We start from the raw sequence: 20,538 nt of genomic DNA, 5'->3' as shown, positions 1-20,538 counted from the left end.
CATCGAAGATACAAAAAATTGCAGACTTGACAAAGTATTTAGGAATTTATATCACTGAATACCAAATATTAAATGACTTTTTAAGGGGCGACTATATAATTTTATTTGATGACGGCATCACGTTTTATCATCTTTATGTCCATATTAGGTTCGAATTATCGCATCGGTAGGCATTAATGCTCTCATTACTATTTCGTTTGCTGCTGTTTTTCCTTGGAAACAATATAAAATGCGGTAAAGCCGATTTGTTAAATCCGCATGAAGAGAGAGATTAAGACGATTGTCTTGAATGGATAATCATCGCGGATATGTTCTGTCTGTACTGCATTATGTGCAAGTATTGCCTGCGCCGTTTCCCGATAACAGGTCGGCAACGATATAACTGCTGCCACCCACGAAAATGAAATCGGACGGCATGGAATCTGCCAATGCAGCCCGGCAGGCTGCATCAACGGTGGGGTAGGGATTGCCGGTGAGATTGTGCCTTTGTCCGTTCTTCATGATTTCGCGACAGTCAACGGCACGCTTCGTGTCCGCTTGTGTCCAATAGTAAACGGCGTGTTTCGGCAGCATTGCCATTACAGTGTCAATATCTTTGTCGTCAACCATTCCGAATACTATGCGCAGCGTGTCACATTCCACTTGTTTAATCTGTTCGGCGAGATATTTCCATCCTCCGGTGTTATGTCCCGTATCGCATATCACGAGCGGATGCGTACCGAGTGTCTGCCATCTTCCTGTCAATCCCGTCGTCTTGCACACCGTGGTCATTCCCTTTATTATGGATGCGCGCGAGATGCCGAGTTGCCTTGCTGCGCAAAGAATTGTTTTACGGTTCTTTTGTTGGTATGCCCCTTTCAGTTCGAAATCTATGTCGTTGTATTCGTCGTAGTTGCATTTCTCTGCGTATGTTATGGAGGCTTCGTTGCTCTTTGCCGCGGCATCGAATACCGGTATTGTCTGACTGTCGGCTTCTCCGATTATCACCGGTGTGCCTTGTTTTATAATTCCCGCTTTCTCTTTCGCTATTTTTGCCGGTGTGTCTCCGAGGAACTGTGTGTGGTCGAGCGATATGTTGGTTATTATGCTCAGTTGTGGACTTATTATGTTTGTGCAGTCGAGTCTTCCTCCAAGTCCCGCTTCTATCACGGCCCAATCAACCTTTTGTTCTGCAAAATACTTGAAAGCAAGAGCCGTTGTTAGTTCGAAGAACGATGGGTGCAACGGTTCGAAGAATGCCCTTTCATTTTCCACGAAATCTATTACATCTTGTTTACCGATACACTTCCCGTTGATGCGTATCCGTTCCCGGAAGTCCACGAGGTGTGGCGATGTATATAGTCCCACCTTATATCCCTCGCTTTGCAGCATTGCCGCTATGGTGTGCGAGCACGAGCCTTTCCCGTTCGTGCCTGCTATGTGTATTGTCCGAAATTTATGGTGCGGGTGTCCGAAATGCTCGTCAAGCGTCATTGTATTCTGCAATCCCTCTTTGTATCCTGCGGCACCGATGTTTTGGAACATCGGCACCGAGTCGTACAGATACTGCACAGTTTCCTCGTATGTCATCATGTTGTTTTGCGGTAAATGGCGGTTCGCTTGGCGTCACATTTCCTGTCACTTGTCAAATCCGCCTGTTTTATTTATCAAATTCGGCGAGATTGCTTACCAATCCCGCCGAATTTGTTTTTGGGGAACACATCGTCATGCTGTCTCTTCGTTATCTTGTGCCAAATGTTCGGTTCGTTTGCAATGTTTATGAGAAATAGTTTCTGAATTTCTCGAAAATGCTTTTCTTGGTCGAGATGTCTCCCTTGAAATTATCGCTCTGTTGTAAATTCTCAAGTGTTTCTTTCTCTTCCCGGCTCAGTGTCTTTGGCACATATACACTGATATTTACCACCTCGTCGCCGGTTACGTTGCCGTATCCTTGTACGGCGGGCAGTCCCTTGCCTCGCAGTCGAAGTGTTTTTCCGGGTTGTGTGCCCGGGTCTATCTTTATTTTAACTTTCGAACCGTCAATGGTGGGTATCTCCACGTTTCCACCTATTGCGGCCGTCGGGAAATCGAGCAGCAGGTTATATATCAGGTCTTGACCGTCTCTTATGAATGTGTCGTTTTTCTCTTCGGTTATGAACACTTGTATGTTTCCTGTCATACCGTTGCGTCTCCCTGCGTTACCTTTGTTGGGAACGTTTACAACCATTCCTTCGGCCACTCCTGCGGGTATTGATATTTCGACCACTTCTTCGCCCTTTACTACTCCCGAGCCTCCGCATTGGTTGCACTTGTTCTTTATAACCATTCCCTCGCCTCCGCAAGTGTGGCACACCGTCTGTGTCTGCATCATTCCGAATATGCTCTGTTGTGTGCGCACCTCTACGCCCGAGCCGTGACATGTGGGGCATGTCTCGCCGGCACTGTCTTTTTCTGCTCCCGAGCCATGACAGTGCTGACATGTAACGTCTTTCTTTACTTTGAATTTCTTGGTGACTCCCGTTGCCACTTCTTGTAGCGTAAGGTTTACTTTCAGGCGCAGGTCGCTTCCGCGGTGTTTTGCGGGTTTGCGGTATTCTCCTCTTCCGCCGAATCCTCCGAAGCCGCCAAATCCTCCATGTCCGCCGAACACGTCTCCGAACATTGAGAAGATGTCGTCCATTGTGAAACCTCCTCCTGCACCGAAGCCTTCGAAGCCTCCCATGCCTTCCGGACCGTTGAAACCGAACTGGTCGTACCGCTGTCTTTTCTGTGCATCGTGCAGAACATCGTATGCTTCGGCAGCCTCTTTGAATTTATCTTCTGCCTGTTTGTCGCCCGGATTGCGGTCAGGATGATATTTGATGGCAATCTTGCGGTATGCCTTTTTTATCTCTTCTTCAGATGCTTTCTTGTCAACGCCGAGCACCTCGTAGTAGTCTCTTTTTGCCATGTATAATGCTGTTTATTGTCCTACTGCCACTTTGGCATGCCTGATGACTTTGTCATTAAGCGTATATCCTGTCAGTACGCAGTCGAGTACCTTGCCTTTTTTGTCGTCTCCCATACCCGGCACCATGGCTATGGCCTCGTGATAATCGACATCGAAATCTGTGTCGGCGGTTTCTATTTTCCGCACTCCGAGGCTTTCGAGCGATTTCATGAATTTCTGGTATATCAGTTCCATTCCCTCTCTCAGCACCTGCGGGTCGTCGGTCTTATCTCCGTTCTCGAGTGCTCGTTCCATGTCATCTACGACAGGCAATACCGCCTGCACGGCCTTTTCCGAGCCGTTTAGTATCAGTTCCGCTTTCTCTTTTATCGTTCTTCGGCGGAAGTTATCGAATTCTGCGGCTTTGTAGAGCAGTTGTTCTTTCAGTTCCTTTATTTCGTCGAGTGCTTTGTCTAACGGTGATTTTTCCACGCTGTTTTCTTCTTCGGACTCTTCGTCTTGCACTGTTTCTTTGGTGTCGATTTCTCGTTCCTCTTCCCGGGGCTGTTCCCACGCCTCGTTACGGGCGTTTTCTTTCTGTTCTGCGCCCTCTGCTTCGAATTTCTTTTCGTCTTTATCCATTATTCCGATAGTAATAAGTCGTTAATATAAAGCGTATGACACGCTTGCCGCGTTAGTTATGCAGCAAGGTGTCATAAATGTGCATTGCAAATAATGTGCCAATTTTGTATCAGTACATTTTTTCCTTATGTTCTTTAATCTGTTCGTCGTAGATATAGTCGTCGTAGGTGGTTAGTTTGTCGATTGTTCCTTTCGGTGTTAATTCTATCACACGGTTTGCCACGGTGTTGATGAATTCATGGTCGTGGCTTGCGAACAATACGTTGCCTTTGAACTGCACGAGGTTGTTGTTGAAAGCCTGTATCGACTCGAGGTCAAGATGGTTTGTGGGTGTGTCAAGAATAAGACAGTTTGCGTTTTTCAACTGCATTCTTGCAATCATGCATCGCATTTTCTCTCCTCCCGAGAGAATGTTGACTTTCTTCTCCACCTCTTCTTGTTTGAACAGCATTCGTCCGAGGAATCCTTTCATCATAACTTCGTTGCCCGTGCCGTACTGCGAGAGCCAATCTACGAGGTTAAGTTCGTTGTTGAAGAACTCGGTGTTGTCGAGCGGCAGGTATGCCGTTGTTATTGTCACTCCCCATTTAAATGTTCCGTTGTCTGCCTTACGGTTGTCGTTGATTATTTGGAAAAGTGCGGTCATGGCTTTGGGGTTGCGGGAAAGGAACACCACTTTCTCGCCTTTCTCGATGTTGAAATTCACGTTGTCGAAGAGTACCGTACCATCTGTGTCAACGGCTTTCAAGTCATGAACCTCCAAAATTTGATTTCCCGGCTCGCGCTCCATTTGGAAAATTATTCCCGGGTATTTGCGGCTTGACGGGCGTATTTCTTCAACGTTTAGTTTCTCAAGCATCTTTTTGCGGCTCGTCGTCTGCTTGCTCTTTGCCACGTTTGCCGAAAATCGGCGTATGAACTCTTCCAGTTCTTTGCGTTTCTCGTCGGCTTTCTGTCGTTGGTTCTGCGCCTGACGCAGTGCAAGTTGCGACGATTCGTACCAGAAAGAGTAGTTTCCGGAGAACACCGTGACTTTACCGAAATCAATATCCACGGTCTGTGTTGATACGGCATCGAGGAAATGTCGGTCGTGACTTACCACGAGTACCGTCTGTTCCACGTTGCTGAGGTATTCTTCAAGCCATTGCACAGTATCAAGGTCGAGGTCGTTGGTTGGCTCGTCAAGCAGTAGGTTGTCGGGGTGTCCGAACAATGCCTTTGCCAGCATTACTCTCACTTTCTCGTTGTTTGACAATTCAGACATCAGTTTTTGGTGTTGCGGTTCTTTCACTCCGAGGTTCTGCAACAGTTGTGCAGCATCGCTCTCTGCGTTCCAACCGTCCATTTCGGCGAATTTCTCCTCGAGTTCGGCAGCACGGTTTCCGTCTTCTTCGGTCATCTCCGACTTTGCATAGATACGCTCGCGTTCTTTCATGTTGTCCCAAAGCGGTTGATGCCCCATGAGGACAGTGTCCGTTACGGTGTATGTATCATACTTGAAATGGTCTTGGTCGAGTACGCTGAGACGTTCTCCCGGTCCCAATTCCACGCTTCCCTTATTTGGTTCTAATTCTCCGCTGATGGCTTTTAGCAGTGTTGATTTTCCCGCTCCGTTAGCCCCTATGACACCGTATATGTTGCCGTTGGTGAATTTGATGTTTACATCTTTGTACAATACTCGCTTGCCGAATTGTATGGCAATGTTCGAAAGAGTTATCATTCCTTAATACCTTATTTTTATAATTCGGGTGCAAAGGTACATCTTTTTTTCTATATACGCAAGATATTACATTTCTTGTTGTCCGCTCTTTTCTGATATTTGCATTGCTGACGTCTCGGCGTCGAAATGTTTGTTTTTCAGGGATGTGTGCATTATTCGGTTGAATGTTGCTCAACGTCTCTTGGCATATAGTTCTTTTATGAGATCCGGTCTTCCGATACGTCGTAGTTCTTTCTCTATGTTTTTCCGCTCTCCGGGTTTGTACCAGAAAAAGAACTGTCGCTGTGCGAGTTTCTCCCGTGGTGTCTTTGCACTGAATACAGGTTCAAGGGTGTATGGGTCGTAGCCTGTGTACCATGTCTCGGTAGCTATGGTCATCGGGGTGGGGGTAAAGTCTTGCACTTGTTCGAGGTGAAAATCGAGCCTCTTGGTAAGCACGGCGAGTTCTGCCATGTGTTCTTCGCGACATCCGGGGTGCGAACTTATGAAATAAGGTATTAACTGTTGACGCATGTTTTCTTCACGGTTTATCTTGTCGAATACACGTTTGAATTGGTCGAAAAGTTTGAAACTCGGCTTCCGCATAAGTCTTAGTACCTCGTCGGAGGTGTGTTCCGGAGCCACTTTCAGGCGGCCGCTGACATGTTTGCATATCAGTTCGTGTGTATATTGCCGTGTCGATTCATTTGTTTTTTCGTCTTTCGACTTGTGCAGCAACAAGTCGTATCTTACTCCGCTCCCGATGAAACTCTTCTTTACCTGCGGCAATGCATCTACGGCATGGTATATGTTAAGAAGTTGTGAGTGGTCGGTATTAAGATTTGGACATACGGAGGGGTTGATGCATGACGGTCGTTTGCATTTTTCGCACGCCTTTTGGTTGCGTCCTTTCATGCCGTACATGTTTGCGGACGGCCCGCCGAGGTCTGACAAGTATCCTTTAAAATCGGGTAGTTTTACCACTTCTTTCACCTCTTTCATTATGCTCTCTTTCGACCGGCATACCACGAATTTGCCCTGATGTGCCGATATGGTGCAGAACGCGCACCCCCCGAAGCAGCCTCTGTGCAGGTTCACCGAGTGTTTTATCATCTCGTATGCAGGTATCCTCTTATTATTGTACTTCGGATGCGGCAGACGTGTATAAGGCAAGTCGAACGATGCATCGAGTTCTTCGGTTGTCATTGGTGGGTACGGCGGGTTAACCACGGCATATACGTTTCCCACTTTTTGAATGAGTCTCTGTGCGTGCATCTTGTTAGACTCTTCTTCTATGTGCATGTAATTCTCTGCCTCTGCCTTTTTGTTTCGAAGGCATTCCTCGTGCGAGTGCAGTACTATGTCGTCGTCGTTGATACCGTTGGGTATGCTTTCTTTCCTTGCGAGAAATACCGTCTGCGGCAGTTCGCGCAGTTCGTTGACATTCTTTCCTGCCTCTATTTCCTCCGCGATGCGCACTATTGTTTTTTCTCCCATGCCGTAACTGAGAAGGTCGGCGCCACTGTCGCACAATATGCAGCGGCGTAGTCGGTCTTGCCAGTAGTCGTAATGTGTGAGCCTTCTCAACGATGCTTCTATGCCTCCGAGTATGACCGGCACGTCGGGATACAATTCTTTCAGTATTTTGGTATATACCACCGTGGGATATTCCGGACGGCAATCGTGCCGCCCGTCGGGACTGTATGCGTCTTCCGAACGCAGTCTTTTGTTGGCAGTATATTTGTTTACCATAGAGTCCATGCACCCGGGCGATATGCCGAAGAACAGTCGCGGTCGTCCCAGTTTTTTGAAGTCACGATAGTCTCCGTGCCAATCTGGCTGCGGAACGATGGCGACGCGGTATCCCTTGCTCTGCAATACGCGCCCTATTACTGCCGCCCCGAACGAAGGGTGGTCTATGTATGCGTCTCCCGAGAACAATATGACATCTGCAACGTCCCATCCGAGGAGTTGCATTTCTTTCTTTGTAGTAGGAAGAAAGTCGGTAAGTTGTGGCATTTGCGTTACTACTCGTTCTCTCCTTTCTGTGTTTGCTCGATGTATAGCAACACGAGGTTGTGCAGTCCGAGTGCTTTCATGTCAGGGTTGTAGATTACATCGAGACAAAGGTCGAGCAGACTTTTGTCCGATGTAGGCTGCGACCCAAGTATCGAACGAACGTTAAGTTTGAGTTTGTCGAGTACCGTTTCGTCTATAATACCGTTGCTGTCAACAAGGTTCTTCAGCAGCGAATATTTATTTATTGTCTGCAAGTGCTCCTCTGTTACCTCAATGCTTCTTGTTCCGGAAGCGTTTGCTTGTATCTTCATTGTTGCGTTTTTTGTTTGTTTTTAATCCTTCATAAGGAATGACATAATGCCCCGCATGACGGCATTGCGCTTTGAGTGTGATATGATGCACTCGAACGGGAAACCCATTACGAACGATTTGTAGTCGCGCCCGTCGTATGCCACGCCGGCTCCTCGTCCGTCGCCGTATAACAATGCGCAGAAAGCGGAGCCTGCGGGATGTAGTACATCGGGTGATGTGGCGGCGTAATGGTCTTCGTTCAGTGTGCGATATATGTCGAACGATGTACCCATGCCGGTTATGTTGGTATGGTATCGCGACGGGGATTCTCCGTTGTTGTTCACTTTAAGTATGTTGCGTAGAAAATCTTTCTCGGTGTCTGTTGTCATGTCTGAGCCGATGTACGACCCGCTGACAAGAAGTCGGCCACCGCTGTGGGTATAGTCTGTCAAAAGCCGTTGCATTTTACTGCTGAACGATTTGTATCGTAAAAGTGAGTGTCCGTCGTCTTTCTCAAGTCCGAGAAGGAGATCAACACAATAGTAGTCATCGAGATTTACTTCTCCGTTTTCAACAGCCTTTACCGAGCAACTTGCCACATTATATTTCCCCGCAGACATTATGGCCTCTGCATGAGTAGTGGTATAGTTGAAATCGTTGCCGGCAATAAACTTTCCTTGTAATTCATTTCCGCTGAATCCCAACCCCGTGGAACTTATAACGCCAATGTTGTTTTTGTCGAAAGCAGTCTGTTCGCCGCACCAACCGGCCGTGGAGCCATAGGTTACGCCCGGGTCTGCTGCCATGTTAAATCCTTGTTCGCTATCAGTCTCGTGTATTGCGGGAGACGACAACCTGCGAAAACCATTCACTACCATTACTGTGCGTGTGGCTCCCTCGTGGCAGGCGGCAGACAACTGTTCTGTGGGGAAACTCTCGCCGCCCTTGTTTACCGCAGTAACACGGAAACTGTAAATAATGTCGGGTTGCAGTTCAATTTGGCACGATGTACCGTTTACCGGTTGCCCATTGTCAAACTCTCCTCCCGAAACTGCTGTGTAAAGAATGTATGAAGTGGGCTTTGCCGACGGTTCATTCTTGTCGTTTACGGCTTTCCATCGCAGTCTGACACGGTTTCTTCCCGTAAATTGTATGTTGAATCCGTCGGGAGCCAATGGTTGTACAGTGTATGGAGTGTTGTGCATTCCTGAAACGAATCTCAGTATCGTCTTGTATATGGATCGGGCAAAAGTGAACTTGAAATTCGGATCTTGTCCGTATTTCATGTCAGGGAAGTTTTGATGCGATAATGTTTCAAGTATTGCCGAAGGCACTTCGGGCAGTCTGCTCTCAGAGTAGTTGCGGTCATAAAGTTTGCGAACCGTCCACGAGCCGAAAGCATTGCTAAGGTCGCGTTGCGAGTCGTAAAGCAGAGAGGTTGCGAAATCTTTAGAGTAATTCCTTGATATTCCCGAATTAAGCACGCCGTTGTGGAAATCGGTGGTACAGATGGTCAGCGTACCGAATACAGACGAATAGTCGTTACAGAATCCCGCATCGCTATGCACGGCAAGCGAGAGTTCGAGCGGTACGCGCAGTCCGGTAATGCCGGGGACATAGCATGAGCCTCCCGCCAACCAGTTTGTCATTCGCGAACGAGTGTTTATATCGTCTGTGTAGTCGTCTTGCCCTTCTTTGGCATTATATACACTTGCCGGCGCACCAGACCATTGCGCGTTATACCGCGAGCCTTCGAGACATCGTGGCAGACCGCTTGTAGTTCCTTCTCGCTTTATGTTACCCATTCCTCCTCCGAAGCGAACCGCATCGGATGTCACCACACCATTCTTATCGCTAACGTTGGTAACCACCACGCAGTTTCTCGCCGAGCAACCTTGTTCGAAACCGAATGTTCCGAGATATACCCATGTGCCTCCGCCCATCTTTTGGTTTACGTGGAACACAGTCTTCTTGCCTTTGTGATATACTATGTATTCTGCATCGTCGACGCTGTTCGGCAGTGTTGCGTAACTCACATACACTGCATATCTTCCTTCTTTGGGAATATTTGGTTTGTATGTTATGAAACTCTTGTTTCTCCTGTTCGATGTCCGTGCTATCCTTACAGTTCCTTCCACGAACGGATTCTCCCCGTTTATGTATTCCCCGCGGCGCGAAGCAAAGCCTTCCACACCGGCATCACGCCACGGGTGGTTGGTATTTGTTTCGATGTAATAAGGTTGCCGTGACGAGTCGTCGTTGTCTATGACCACTTCGTTGCGTTGCCAATCGCGTTCCCTCGACGTGAATACTGTTGCCCCTGCATTCTCGAGCATCGGTATGAGGTATGGAATTACTATGGTTTGCGTGAATAAATCCTCGGTGGTACAGAACAATTCCGGGCGTTGCCATTTCCAGTATCCTTTACCTCTGTCGTAATATCTTCCGTGGCTTGGTGTTACCGATAAATGTCGGTTGACAAGTCCTTCGGTTATGTTAACAGGTTTGGACATGTTTCTAACCCATTGTTCGCCCGTATATTCCACTCCCCAATTAGAATTGCGGCTCACATATTCACGTTTTGACGCTCCAATCGGAGTTCCCGCATTTGACAAGATGCCGGAACGTATTTCCACATTTCTTGGCTGATTGATAAACCTTCTCTGAGAAATGCAACCGGCGAGCAATGCGGTTGATATGACAATGTATAGGATTTTTTTCTTCATCACACTTCTCCTATGCTGAAAAGTTCGGGTCGTTTGCCTTTGAAATCTTTATAGTATAGTTTTATCTCGCGCATCTGTGCCTCCACATCACCGTTCGGCACGATGGTTTTCGTGCATTGTATAAGTTTCTTTTGATAGTCAACGGCATATAACAATATTGGTATTTCTGCTTTCTGTGCTATGAAATAAAAGCCTTTCTTCCATTCAGAGTTTTTCGAGCGTGTCCCCTCCGGCGTTATGCAGAGACTGAATGTCTTTTCTTTCTTTGCCGTCTCTGCAAGGTTGTCAGTAAGGCTTGATTTCTTGCTGCGCCACACCGGAATCCCCCCGATCTTCTTGAAAAATATTCCGAGCGGTCCGACAAACCATTCTTTTTTCATCATAAAGTTAGATTTCATTCCTTCGGCTCTCATGTATAGTTGGCCAATTAAGAAATCCAAGTTGCTTGTATGAGGTGCAAGGCATATTATGTATTTGTCGGGATGGATTTCGGTAATTTCCTTTTTCCACCCCATGTGTTTATATAATATCCACCCACAAAATTTCTCTATCATTATTTTTCGTTATCCTAAATTGCATATATTGTCAATGACTTCGTAAATACTTTTATCAAAATCATTTAGTATTTTCTTGTAGTACGACTTGGGTTTCATACCCGGTTCGGGATGCGAAATTCTCTTGACAAAGTCGCTGTTTATGTTTATTATTGAAGCCAAAATCGTATCGACATTCTCATTGTCATGTTTCCCATTGTATAATGAATATGCGATGCACTCTGCAAACAAATCATTACAGATCTTGTTAATCGCTTTTTTTAGTTTTCTTTTATTCGTCATAAATAAATGCTCCTTTCTATATAAATTAGTGCCTACTGTCATATATGTATTGCAAATATAGTTGTTTTTTGAATAATACAAGTGTTTTGCCGAGAAAAAAACTTAAAATAAGGTTTTTTAGATGTCTTTTCTTTCTCCGTGTCATAAAAAACATTATTTTTGCATTCGAGTTTAGATTATAGATAAAAGGATATACATTTAAAGGATTAATTATTTTTAGTTAAGATGAAAAAGAATGTTTTGCAGCAAGCGCGTGCTGCTTATTTGCCAAAGTTGCCGAAAGTACTTCAGGGAGCAGTTAAGGTAAAAGAATGTGAGCCAACTCAAAGTGTTGACAACCAGAATGAAATCAAGGCACTCTTCCCGAATACCTACGGAATGCCGCTCATCGAGTTCGAAAAGAGTGATAAGGAAAATAATGCAAAGATGAATGTGGGCGTAATCCTTTCAGGAGGTCAGGCTCCCGGTGGTCACAACGTCATAACCGGTCTTTTCGATACACTCAAAAAACTTAATCCGGAGAACAGACTGTTCGGCTTTATACTCGGTCCGGACGGATTGGTAAATCACGATTATCTCGAAATTACCGCAGAGTTCATCGACGACTACCGTAACACCGGTGGTTTCGACATGATTGGCTCGGGACGAACCAAACTTGACAAGGAAGAACAGTTTGAAAAAGGTATCGAGATAATACGCGAATTAGACATAAAAGCAATAGTAATAATAGGCGGTGACGACTCAAACACCAACGCATGTATCCTTGCAGAGTATTATGCGGCAAAGAATTATGGTGTGCAGGTAATAGGTTGTCCGAAGACCATAGACGGCGATTTGAAGAACGAACAGATTGAAACGTCATTCGGCTTCGACACTGCATGCAAGACATATTCGGAACTTATCGGAAACATCGAACGAGATTGTAACTCGGCACGGAAATACTGGCATTTCATAAAGGTAATGGGACGCTCGGCCTCACACATAGCTCTCGAGTGCGCATTACAGACACAGCCGAACATCTGTCTTATTTCAGAGGAGATTGAGGCGAAAGATTTGACACTCGACGATGTGGTGACATATATCGCAAACTCGGTTGCCCGCAGGGCTGAGAAGGGAGAAAATTTCGGTACGGTAATAATTCCGGAAGGACTCATCGAATTCATACCGGCCATAAAGAAACTCATCGCCGAACTCAACGATGTTCTCTCAATGCCGGATGCAAACATCATCGGTCGCACCGAGCAGATTGACTTTGTCAAGCAGCAGATGTCAGACGAAAATCTCGCAGTGTTCAACTCGCTGCCCACCAGCGTGGCGCATCAGTTGGCACTCGATCGCGACCCACACGGAAATGTACTCGTAAGTTTTATCGAGACAGAGAAACTGCTATCGTCCATGGTTGCCACCAAACTTGAGCGTTGGCGTAAAACGGGCATGTTCAACGGGAAATTTGCCACACAGCATCATTTCTTTGGCTATGAAGGACGTTGCGCAGCACCTTCCAATTTCGATGCAGACTACTGTTATGCACTTGGAACGAGCGCGGCGCAACTTATTGCCAACGGCAAGACCGGTTACATGGCGATAGTCAAAAACACCACCGCTCCGGCAGAAGAATGGATTGCAGGAGGAGTGCCCATAACCATGATGATGAACATGGAGCGACGCAGCGGAAAGCGGAAACCTGTAATACGCAAGGCTCTCGTTGACCTTGAAGGAGCACCTTTCAAAGCTTTTGAAGAGCAAAGGGGCGAGTGGTCTAAGAACACTTGTTTCGTATATCCCGGACCGATACAGTATTGGGGACCGTCCGAAGTGTGTAACAAACCTACCATGACACTCGAACTCGAACAGAGAAAAAAATGATATTTGTTGTATGTGGTTGGGAAACAGCATGGAATGATATGCAATAGAGAAAGAAAAACAATTTCTCTCGTGCCGGTCATAAATGTTTTTGTTTCCCAATCACATATTTCATGACAGGTTTATCTCATGGCAAACAAACGACGATACAAAAGAAAAAAGAAGAAATCTTTCTTCAGACTGTTGCCCGCATGGTCATGGTGGTTGGGCGGTTTATTGGTGGTTGTGGCATATATCGCCGCTTTCTACTATTTCTTCATCAGTCCTTACAGTTTTCGTTGGCGAGCCATTTACGGAGAAACAGACTACCCCGAAGGCTATGAGATACACGGCATAGACATAAGTCACTATCAAGGCAACATCAATTGGAGAGAACTTCAGGAGGCCACCATACAAGGTCACCCCGTGAGGTTTGTCATAATGAAAGCCACAGAAGGCTCTTCCCGTATAGACAAAAAATTTCAATCTAATTTTTACAACGCGCGCGAACATGGTTTTATTCGCGGAGTATATCATTTTTGGAGCAATAAGTCAGGTCCGCGCGAACAAGCACAGTTCTTTCTCAAGAATGTGAAACTGCTTGAAGGCGACCTGCCTCCGGTACTCGATGTGGAACACAAACCGAAGAACGTAACGGTGGAAGATTTCCGACGAGATGTTCTGACATGGCTTCATATCGTTGAAGACCATTACCATGTGAAGCCCATAATATATACTTATTATAAATTTAAAACAGAATATCTTGATACTCCGGTGTTCGAGGATTATCCGTATTGGATTGCCCACTATTATGTTGACAAGGTAGAATATAAAGGAGCTTGGAAATTCTGGCAACACACCGATGCCGGCAGATTGCAGGGCATAAAGGGCAATGTTGACTTGAATATATACAACGGTAGTTATTACGACCTTCAGCAACTGACAATCGACTAACCGGGCGAGGTCATCTCAGAACAATCATAGCCCAGCCGTTATCGGTATTCTTTTCCTCGCAATCCAGTCCGAGTTTGCAGGCCTCGTCGGTAAGCATTTTTATGTCATTTTCATAAAATCCGCTGAGTATCATCACTCCTCCCGAGGCGAGTACCTCTTTGAATTTCGGCATATCGGCAATCAGAGTGTTGCGGTTGATGTTTGCCGTTATTATGTCGAAAACTCCGGATACATGTGTCAGCACGTTGGCATCTCCGAGAAGCGTCTCGATTTTTCCCCCGACACCGTTCAGTTTTGCATTGTGTGCAGTGTTTTCCACGCTCCACTCGTCAATGTCGTATGCCGTAACTTGGTCGGCTCCGTTCTTTGCTGCCACGATAGACAATATCCCCGTGCCGCATCCACAGTCGAGCAAACGTTTCCCCCGCATTTCCATTCCGAGCATCGTGCTTACTATCATTCTTGTAGTCTCGTGGTTCCCCGTGCCGAATGCCTGCTTCGCATCAATCGCTATGTCCATAATGTCTGCCGGAATATCGTGGGTGTTAGAGATGTCGTGTATAATACATTTGTTGTCTATATTGATCGGATCAAAGCCTCCGTTCTCCCATGTCTCGTTCCAATTTTTGTTTTCCGCTTCACCGTAAGAGTATTCTATACTTATATTATCAATGGGAAAATCTGCAATACATTCATCAAGTGTGTCCTTGTGGAACATCTCTTCAAGTATGTAGCCTTTCATTCCATTGTCTGTCTCTACGAAACTGTCAAACCCCACGGCTCCGGCAAGCGAGGCCGTTATGTCGCGTGCCGTGGTAAGCAGATGTGGATCTTCTATCCTAATTTTATTGTCATCATAAAATTCAAAAACTACCTCCGTGTATTTCATATTGAATATTTTTTATAGTGTCAAAACGTAAAATTGCAGTTGCAAATTTACAAAAAAATAGGGAAAAACCTATCATGGTTTAGGGTTTTTCCTTATATTTGCATGTTAAATCAATATATTTTTGCAAATGGAACATAGTTGAAACGGATTAACGCAGATTAAAAAATAACAATATAGGATATGAAGAAGTATATTTTGATTGCACTAATTGCAAGCCTGATACCAATTGTGATGCAGGCGCAAAGCGACGATCTCTATTTCACGCCGAAAAAGAGTCAGAAACAGCAGGACGCACGCCGACCTTCTGCAAATAGGAATTATGATGTTGATTATAATTCAGGCTCTGCAAGAGATGTAGACGAGTATAACAGGCGGCCAATGCATAGTTACTGTGAAACAACCGGTGTCGATTCTCTCGGAAACGACATCATCGAGTTCCATTCGGGACTTGAAGATGATGACAGCACTTTCTTGAAGTCCGAACTTGATAGTGAAAACGAGTATGAATACAGTCGAAGAATGAGCCGTTTCGATGACTATTATTGGTGCGATCCGTGGTATGCAGGTTATTATGGTTCGTATTATCACAACCCTTACTTGTGGCCGCGTTGGAGACGATATTACGATTGGTACGGCTATTATGGTTTTGCCTACCCGCATTATTATGGTTGGTATAACCCATACTACCCTTGGTATAATCCTTGGTATGGAGGTTGGTATGGTGGTTACTATCCGTTATATGGTGGTATATATATAGATTACAACAACGGTAAAGGCATTGCAGGGCGCGGAACCGGATCGTTTGGCAAAGGGCATCGCGGTGGTTTCTCCGGCAGGCGAAACACAACGTCGTCGGCAAGGAGTGGGTTCGGCTCGCGTCAAGGCAGGAATAACTCGTTTGGTACACGCCGACCATCGTCATATCCAAACGGAAACAATAACGACAATTTCAACCGCAATACATCAAGAGACCGACAGGGACACTCTCGCAACGGAACGTTTGGTACGGGTAATAACCGCAGGATAGATACTTCTGTCAATAACAACAGTGGTAGTGGCGGTTCGTACGGCGGCAACAGAGGCGGTGGCAGTTTCTCATCCGGAAGCAGAGGCGGTTCTTTCGGAGGCGGAAGCCGCAGCGGTGGTGGAGGCGGTGGTCACTTCGGTGGGCGCAGATAGAAATAACTTATAGTAGTTTTTGAAAAATAAAAAGATAAATAACCATGAAGAAACTTTTTTATGCATCTTTGGCAATAGTAATGTCTTTGCCTGCAATGGCTCAAGAAACATACGAGAATGCCAATATTGCAACACAAGATTTAAACGGAACTGCGCGCTATGTCGGAATGGGAGGAGCGATGGAAGCACTCGGAGCAGACATCTCCACTATATCTACAAACCCGGCAGGATTGGGACTTTTCCGCCGTTCCGTGGCAAGTGTTTCGGCAGGATTCGTAAGTCAGCAGGATGCCGTCAAGTTTTATGACGGAACCACTTCGCACGCAAGTTTCGACCAAATAGGCTTCGTATATAGTTCTCCGTCGGGTAGATCCTCTTTCTTTAATTTCGGTTTCAACTATCACAAAAGCCGAGATTTTAATTATATATTAAAGGCAGCGGGGAAACTTAACGGGGCTTCGCAGAACAAACTATCATACCTGAAACAGGTAGAAGGTGTGTTCTATCCCAAGGGGAGTCTCGACAAGGGTATCCACGGATATGATAAAAACGGCAAGTCTGCATCGACATACAGCCAAATAGACTATCTTTACTATAACGCATTGTTGACGCGAGAGGTTAAAGAAAATGGAAAAACCGTGCTCGATTTCAATCCGTATGATGCCACAAGTTTCGCCATGAATCGTGCCAACAAGGGATATATAGGCGAATATGATTTCAATGTCAGCGGAAATTTTAACGACCGTATATTTCTCGGAATGTCGTTCGGTATTTACGACATACACTACAAGAATTACAGCGAATATTCCGAAACCATAGGAAATGGTAATGTACTCATCGGCGATGAACGCGAAATTACCGGCTCCGGATTCGATGTGAAAATCGGAATCATATTCCGACCGATAGAATTTTCACCTTTCCGCATCGGCTTCTTTTTGGCAACGCCTACGTTCTACGACCTCAGTACGCAGAATTATACCACGATTACCAACAATACCAAATATGGGGCATACGACAATGGCAGATCGAATGACAAGTATGATTTCAAGTTTAACACACCGTGGAGGTTGGGAGCATCTGTCGGGCATACTGTGGGAAACTATCTCGCACTCGGTGCTTCGTATGAATATGCCGATTATGCCAAATTAGACAACCGCATAATCGATGGCGAGGGTTACGATTGGTGGTATGACACATATTATGAGACGAGTTCTTCTGATGTTTACATGAACGAAAATACGGAATATTCGCTTAAAGGAGTAAGTACACTCAAACTTGGTGCGGAGTTCAAACCAATACCGGAATTGGCACTGCGTATGGGTTACAACTATGTAAGTGCGATGTATAACGAAAATGGCTTCAAAGATGGTACGATATGGTCGCCGGGCTCTTACTATGCTTCCACCACCGATTATACCAATTGGAAATCGGCGAACCGCATTACTTGTGGTCTTGGTTGGCAGGTGGGCAGCATGAACATAGACCTTGCTTATCAATATAGTGTGCAAGAAGGAGAGTTTCATCCGTTCATGAGTTATTCGGGAAGCGACAAGACATTTACCAACAGCGTTACCGGGGAGATAATGCAATACAATAATGTTCCTGATGTTAAGACTGTCAACAACAAACGTCACAAAGTACTTTTGACGTTCGGATACAGATTCTAATTGTTATAATATAGAAATGACAGAGTGGAGTATTTCACATTTTCACTCGTCTTGATGTAAGAAAACTAAAAACGGATAATCATCGTGCCTTTATCATGGCAACAACGATGATTATCCGTTTTGTTTTTATTAAGGTTTTTGATAATGTCTTATCCCTCTGTGTATTGCTCGCGGTCATTAAGGAGATTGTCAACATCTTCCATTTCGTCCTCGTCGAACCACTGACTCATTTTCTCCTTGGCTTTCTCGCGAGCCTCGTCGGAGATTAGCGACCATACTTTCTTCAGTACATAAACGAGGACTGCCATGTCATCGGCAAGTCCCACGATGGGAATAGCATCGGGCATTACATCGAGCGGACTGATGAGATAACCCAGTGCGCCGATTATTATCGCTTTGTCCGTGCGCGACACCTTGTCGCTCTGTATCGTGTAGTAGAGCAGTAGCGAACCATATACCAACTTACTTCCCGCGCGTTTTGCAATGCGCTGCACTTTTTCGATAAAGTCTCCATTGGAGAATTTATCCGAATATGACATAAAATCGGGTAATTCCATTACTTTATTTTTTTATTGTTAGATACGATTTCTTATATAAAGCGAAAGCAGTGTCCCTGTAAGCCGGGTTCCGTTTCGTAGGCATTACAGCCCGCGATGCCTGTCATCTATCTATGATACGAGTCACCCCGTACCTAAAGCGTTCTACCCTCCGTCGGAATAAGTCGGGCGGGCAACCCTCAACGACGGTTTACATGAACTTGCAGCCCCCAGTGGACACAGCATGAACGGTCACCCGTCGTCTGGTGGTCTCTTACACCGCCTTCTCACCCTTACCATGTCACACCTTTACAGATGGGGCATGGCGGTTATTTTCTTCTGCCCTTACTTGCTGTTGCCAACAACTTCTATTTTCGGAAGTGGGGCACCCTGTGCTGCCCGGACTTTCCTCTTGTGTAATGCCATTAAAGCGACACAAGCGACAGAGCCGGAACGCTGCTTTCGTTTGCAAAGTTAGCAGATTTTTTCTAAACCCACAAATATTCAAATATTAATCATTGTTAAGTAGAGATTTGTAATTTACTATCGGTAAATGCCTTTTAAAACCTTTGCCGCTTTATAAATGACTCCAATGACTGCATTTGTAATATTCTCCAACATTGAAACTGACATCTTTAATTGCCAAACAATGCCTCTTCGTTGCGAATTTGCATGTGACTTTCTTTTAACAAATTTCTTCGTGTCACATAAAAATAAACTGTGATAATATAATTATTTTTTGATGAACTGATTATTATTATGACATGATATGGTTGGTTTTAAACTCTTCTTTTCAGAACTCCTCTTTTCCTTTTTCCTTTTTGTGCCATAATGACGGACAATTTAGGCGGTTTTGCATTGCAATTTCGCCGAATTTGCTCTACAAATCCGCCTGAATTACCACGATGCCGACATTTGCCGTGACATGTTAATGTGTGTTTGCTCTTTGTTTGTGGTAATTAATAACAGAATCCACCGCAACGACATTGTGTTGCGGTGGATTATTGATGTTATTTGCGGAATATTTTCCGCATTGTTCCGTCACTCATTTTTACGATGTTAAGCCCGTGGTGCATCTGCTTCTGCCGTATGCCGTCCGCGGAGTAAACGACCTTGATGGTGGCATTTGTCCCTGGCGAAGATATTCCCGTGGAAACCTTTGTGAAATAGCCATTATCGGGGTTTGCCATCGACATATCGGTATTGTTATTGTCGTATGGCACCGCACCCTTAAGTTTTGTGCAGTTATTAAACATTCCTTCTGATTTTATTCCGTCTCGCTTCCAATCATCGTTGCAATAGATGGTGGTCAAGGAAGTGCAGAAGAAGAACATGTCGGTCATGTCAGTCACTTTCGCCGTTTTGAATTTCAATAGGTCGAGCGAGGTTAGGGATTTACAGTTGGCGAACATGTTTCTCATACTGGTAACGTTTTCTGTGTTGAAACTTGAGAGATTCAAGGAAGTTAGGGATTTACAGCCACAGAACATTTTGCGCATGTTGGTAACGTTTCCCGTTTTGAAACCCGAAACGTCAAGCGAATTCGTATGTCTACAGTATGCGAACATATCACCCATGTCGGTTACGTTTTTTGTGTCGAATCCCGTGACATCAATCGAGGTTATGGCTATACAGGCGTAAAACATTTCGGACATGTCAGTCACTTCGGAAGTGTTTAGATGTTCTTTCATGCCTATAATCTGTTTTAGAGAATTCAAATAACTGAACCATCTTTTGGTGGTCTTTGGTCGGTAATCCTTGAAAGACGAGTCGAAAACAGCCTTGTTGACAGGTATGTAATTAGTGTTAAAAATCCCGCTCCATACCGGATATAATTTACCATACTTGTCGATCTGTGTTTCGTTGATTCCGTATACCGTACCCTGACGTGACCCTTTCTGTGTGTCGTAATAAAAAGTCAAGGTTGTTCCGTACTTACTTTTCATCACGTATGCTTCTTTTTTCTGTGCTTGTGCCGACTGTGGCAGGGCAGACATCATCGTAGCCATTGTTGCGATGACAAGTGTGAGTAATGATTTTTTGTTCATAGTTTTACATCCCTTCTTTAACCCTTTTCCTGTCTGCCGTGTTTTGTTCTATCGTTTTCTTCATGGTTGTCGAATTTTGATGATTCTTTATTTTTGTTGCAAATATAAATCTTTTTTCTCTAATATTGCAAGTTTTAAGGTGAGAAAGTGTCATGCATATATTATACAAGACCGCGATGCTCTTTTATTTCTTTTTCCGGACCTTTTCATTTTCCGCCTTGTATTCCGTTGTTGTTTTTATTCTTGTTGTTTTTTTCATTTTCTTTTTTCATTTTTCGTTTATATATATAATAATGTGTTTT

The 20,538-nt window shown here is 45.0% G+C and carries 16 protein-coding genes and 1 other RNA gene; 4 read left to right on the top strand and 13 right to left on the bottom strand.

Annotated features, from left to right (window positions below):
- Positions 1-327: 327 nt before the first annotated feature.
- From EII32_RS10360 to EII32_RS10320, 9 genes are all read right to left on the bottom strand, one after another.
- On the bottom strand, positions 328-1,569 hold the full coding sequence (locus EII32_RS10360; protein WP_125235333.1) for a bifunctional folylpolyglutamate synthase/dihydrofolate synthase: 1,242 nt from the start codon (positions 1,567-1,569) through the stop codon (positions 328-330).
- Positions 1,570-1,756: 187 nt separating this feature from the next.
- On the bottom strand, positions 1,757-2,929 hold the full coding sequence (gene dnaJ / locus EII32_RS10355) for a molecular chaperone DnaJ (RefSeq protein ID WP_125235331.1): 1,173 nt from the start codon (positions 2,927-2,929) through the stop codon (positions 1,757-1,759).
- Positions 2,930-2,941: 12 nt separating this feature from the next.
- Complete coding sequence (locus tag EII32_RS10350) at positions 2,942-3,550, bottom strand: nucleotide exchange factor GrpE (protein ID WP_125235330.1); 609 nt, start codon at positions 3,548-3,550, stop codon at positions 2,942-2,944.
- 109 nt (positions 3,551-3,659) lie between these two features.
- Positions 3,660-5,270: an ABC-F family ATP-binding cassette domain-containing protein gene (locus EII32_RS10345; RefSeq protein ID WP_125235329.1), complete on the bottom strand. Its 1,611-nt coding sequence runs from the start codon at positions 5,268-5,270 to the stop codon at positions 3,660-3,662.
- 171 nt (positions 5,271-5,441) lie between these two features.
- Positions 5,442-7,268 carry a YgiQ family radical SAM protein gene (locus tag EII32_RS10340; RefSeq protein WP_125235328.1) on the bottom strand — a complete coding sequence of 609 codons (1,827 nt, stop codon included), beginning with the start codon at positions 7,266-7,268 and terminating at the stop codon, positions 5,442-5,444.
- Between the two features lie 8 nt (positions 7,269-7,276).
- Positions 7,277-7,579 carry a hypothetical protein gene (locus tag EII32_RS10335; RefSeq protein WP_125235327.1) on the bottom strand — a complete coding sequence of 101 codons (303 nt, stop codon included), beginning with the start codon at positions 7,577-7,579 and terminating at the stop codon, positions 7,277-7,279.
- 21 nt (positions 7,580-7,600) lie between these two features.
- Entirely contained in the window at positions 7,601-10,285 is a 2,685-nt protein-coding gene (locus tag EII32_RS10330) for a fibronectin type III domain-containing protein (RefSeq protein WP_125235326.1), read from the bottom strand.
- Positions 10,285-10,839: a 1-acyl-sn-glycerol-3-phosphate acyltransferase gene (locus EII32_RS10325; protein WP_125235325.1), complete on the bottom strand. Its 555-nt coding sequence runs from the start codon at positions 10,837-10,839 to the stop codon at positions 10,285-10,287. Before EII32_RS10325 ends, EII32_RS10330 begins: the two co-directional genes overlap by 1 nt.
- A gap of 9 nt (positions 10,840-10,848) precedes the next feature.
- On the bottom strand, positions 10,849-11,121 hold the full coding sequence (locus tag EII32_RS10320; protein WP_125235324.1) for a hypothetical protein: 273 nt from the start codon (positions 11,119-11,121) through the stop codon (positions 10,849-10,851).
- A 225-nt stretch (positions 11,122-11,346) separates the two neighbouring features.
- Here EII32_RS10320 and EII32_RS10315 point away from each other — a divergent pair, with 225 nt between their 5' ends.
- Complete coding sequence (locus tag EII32_RS10315) at positions 11,347-12,987, top strand: diphosphate--fructose-6-phosphate 1-phosphotransferase (protein ID WP_125235323.1); 1,641 nt, start codon at positions 11,347-11,349, stop codon at positions 12,985-12,987.
- 126 nt (positions 12,988-13,113) lie between these two features.
- Complete coding sequence (locus EII32_RS10310) at positions 13,114-13,917, top strand: glycoside hydrolase family 25 protein (protein WP_125235322.1); 804 nt, start codon at positions 13,114-13,116, stop codon at positions 13,915-13,917.
- A 10-nt stretch (positions 13,918-13,927) separates the two neighbouring features.
- Here EII32_RS10310 and prmA read toward each other — a convergent pair whose 3' ends face one another.
- Positions 13,928-14,806: a 50S ribosomal protein L11 methyltransferase gene (gene prmA, locus EII32_RS10305; protein WP_125235321.1), complete on the bottom strand. Its 879-nt coding sequence runs from the start codon at positions 14,804-14,806 to the stop codon at positions 13,928-13,930.
- 180 nt (positions 14,807-14,986) lie between these two features.
- On the opposite strand from prmA, the gene EII32_RS10300 reads away from it, so the two are divergent.
- The gene (locus tag EII32_RS10300; protein ID WP_125235320.1) at positions 14,987-15,985 is read left to right on the top strand and encodes a hypothetical protein; all 999 of its coding nucleotides are present in this window, start codon (positions 14,987-14,989) and stop codon (positions 15,983-15,985) included.
- Between the two features lie 44 nt (positions 15,986-16,029).
- Positions 16,030-17,652: a hemin receptor gene (locus EII32_RS10295; RefSeq protein WP_233582380.1), complete on the top strand. Its 1,623-nt coding sequence runs from the start codon at positions 16,030-16,032 to the stop codon at positions 17,650-17,652.
- A gap of 149 nt (positions 17,653-17,801) precedes the next feature.
- Here EII32_RS10295 and EII32_RS10290 read toward each other — a convergent pair whose 3' ends face one another.
- The 3 genes from EII32_RS10290 to EII32_RS10280 all read right to left on the bottom strand — a co-directional run bounded on the left by EII32_RS10290 (position 17,802) and on the right by EII32_RS10280 (position 20,236).
- On the bottom strand, positions 17,802-18,209 hold the full coding sequence (locus EII32_RS10290; protein ID WP_125235318.1) for a YkvA family protein: 408 nt from the start codon (positions 18,207-18,209) through the stop codon (positions 17,802-17,804).
- A gap of 43 nt (positions 18,210-18,252) precedes the next feature.
- Positions 18,253-18,648: RNase P RNA component class A (gene rnpB / locus EII32_RS10285), an RNA gene on the bottom strand.
- Positions 18,649-19,198: 550 nt separating this feature from the next.
- A complete protein-coding gene (locus EII32_RS10280; RefSeq protein ID WP_233582379.1) occupies positions 19,199-20,236 on the bottom strand; it encodes a DUF285 domain-containing protein in 1,038 nt (345 codons plus the stop codon).
- Between the last annotated feature and the right edge of the window lie 302 nt (positions 20,237-20,538).

Source organism: Prevotella sp. OH937_COT-195 (assembly GCF_003932845.1).
Taxonomy (GTDB): domain Bacteria; phylum Bacteroidota; class Bacteroidia; order Bacteroidales; family Bacteroidaceae; genus Prevotella.
The sequence above is the reverse complement of the archived record's forward strand: the minus strand, read 5'-3'. Positions and strand labels throughout refer to the sequence as shown.

What these genes read in the sequence shown, in the direction of transcription:
- EII32_RS10360 (WP_125235333.1), bottom strand. Translation starts at nt 1,569, where the DNA reads ATGACATACGAGGAAACTGTGCAGTATCTGTACGACTCGGTGCCGATG.
- dnaJ (WP_125235331.1), bottom strand. Translation starts at nt 2,929, where the DNA reads ATGGCAAAAAGAGACTACTACGAGGTGCTCGGCGTTGACAAGAAAGCA.
- EII32_RS10350 (WP_125235330.1), bottom strand. Translation starts at nt 3,550, where the DNA reads ATGGATAAAGACGAAAAGAAATTCGAAGCAGAGGGCGCAGAACAGAAA.
- EII32_RS10345 (WP_125235329.1), bottom strand. Translation starts at nt 5,270, where the DNA reads ATGATAACTCTTTCGAACATTGCCATACAATTCGGCAAGCGAGTATTG.
- EII32_RS10340 (WP_125235328.1), bottom strand. Translation starts at nt 7,268, where the DNA reads ATGCCACAACTTACCGACTTTCTTCCTACTACAAAGAAAGAAATGCAA.
- EII32_RS10335 (WP_125235327.1), bottom strand. Translation starts at nt 7,579, where the DNA reads ATGAAGATACAAGCAAACGCTTCCGGAACAAGAAGCATTGAGGTAACA.
- EII32_RS10330 (WP_125235326.1), bottom strand. Translation starts at nt 10,285, where the DNA reads ATGAAGAAAAAAATCCTATACATTGTCATATCAACCGCATTGCTCGCC.
- EII32_RS10325 (WP_125235325.1), bottom strand. Translation starts at nt 10,839, where the DNA reads ATGATAGAGAAATTTTGTGGGTGGATATTATATAAACACATGGGGTGG.
- EII32_RS10320 (WP_125235324.1), bottom strand. Translation starts at nt 11,121, where the DNA reads ATGACGAATAAAAGAAAACTAAAAAAAGCGATTAACAAGATCTGTAAT.
- EII32_RS10315 (WP_125235323.1), top strand. Translation starts at nt 11,347, where the DNA reads ATGAAAAAGAATGTTTTGCAGCAAGCGCGTGCTGCTTATTTGCCAAAG.
- EII32_RS10310 (WP_125235322.1), top strand. Translation starts at nt 13,114, where the DNA reads ATGGCAAACAAACGACGATACAAAAGAAAAAAGAAGAAATCTTTCTTC.
- prmA (WP_125235321.1), bottom strand. Translation starts at nt 14,806, where the DNA reads ATGAAATACACGGAGGTAGTTTTTGAATTTTATGATGACAATAAAATT.
- EII32_RS10300 (WP_125235320.1), top strand. Translation starts at nt 14,987, where the DNA reads ATGAAGAAGTATATTTTGATTGCACTAATTGCAAGCCTGATACCAATT.
- EII32_RS10295 (WP_233582380.1), top strand. Translation starts at nt 16,030, where the DNA reads ATGAAGAAACTTTTTTATGCATCTTTGGCAATAGTAATGTCTTTGCCT.
- EII32_RS10290 (WP_125235318.1), bottom strand. Translation starts at nt 18,209, where the DNA reads ATGGAATTACCCGATTTTATGTCATATTCGGATAAATTCTCCAATGGA.
- EII32_RS10280 (WP_233582379.1), bottom strand. Translation starts at nt 20,236, where the DNA reads ATGAACAAAAAATCATTACTCACACTTGTCATCGCAACAATGGCTACG.